Below are 340 nucleotides of genomic sequence, written 5' to 3' on the forward strand. Positions count from 1 at the left end.
CGAAAATCGTCGACCAGTTCAAACTGGCCGGTCAAGCTTCGGAAGCCCGCACTAAATTTTGGAAAGCCGCTTCGGTTGAAGCTGGTGCTGCCGCCCTGAAAGAAGGCAGCCCATTCCGTTTCATCGCCGAGTCCGGTATCAAAGCTACTGAGCACCATGAAGGTTTGTTGCTTGAGCAAATAGATTTCAATACTTGGGTGTCGATGTCGATTCAACGCGCCGTCGAAAAAGTTCAAAGCCGTTTGCAAGATGGTTTGGCGTTTTTGGCTACCGTTGGTTCGACTGCACCGTTCGTCGGTTTGTTCGGTACCGTCTGGGGTATTTACCATGCTTTGACAGC

General features: G+C 50.9%; 1 protein-coding gene. It reads left to right on the forward strand.

Annotated features, from left to right (window positions below):
- Positions 1–340: MotA/TolQ/ExbB proton channel family protein (locus tag QN359_RS19850; protein ID WP_323493636.1), on the forward strand; the 340-nt coding region annotated here is incomplete at both ends.

The sequence above is a fragment of the Undibacterium sp. 5I2 genome, assembly GCF_035019605.1.
Lineage (GTDB): Bacteria > Pseudomonadota > Gammaproteobacteria > Burkholderiales > Burkholderiaceae_D > Undibacterium.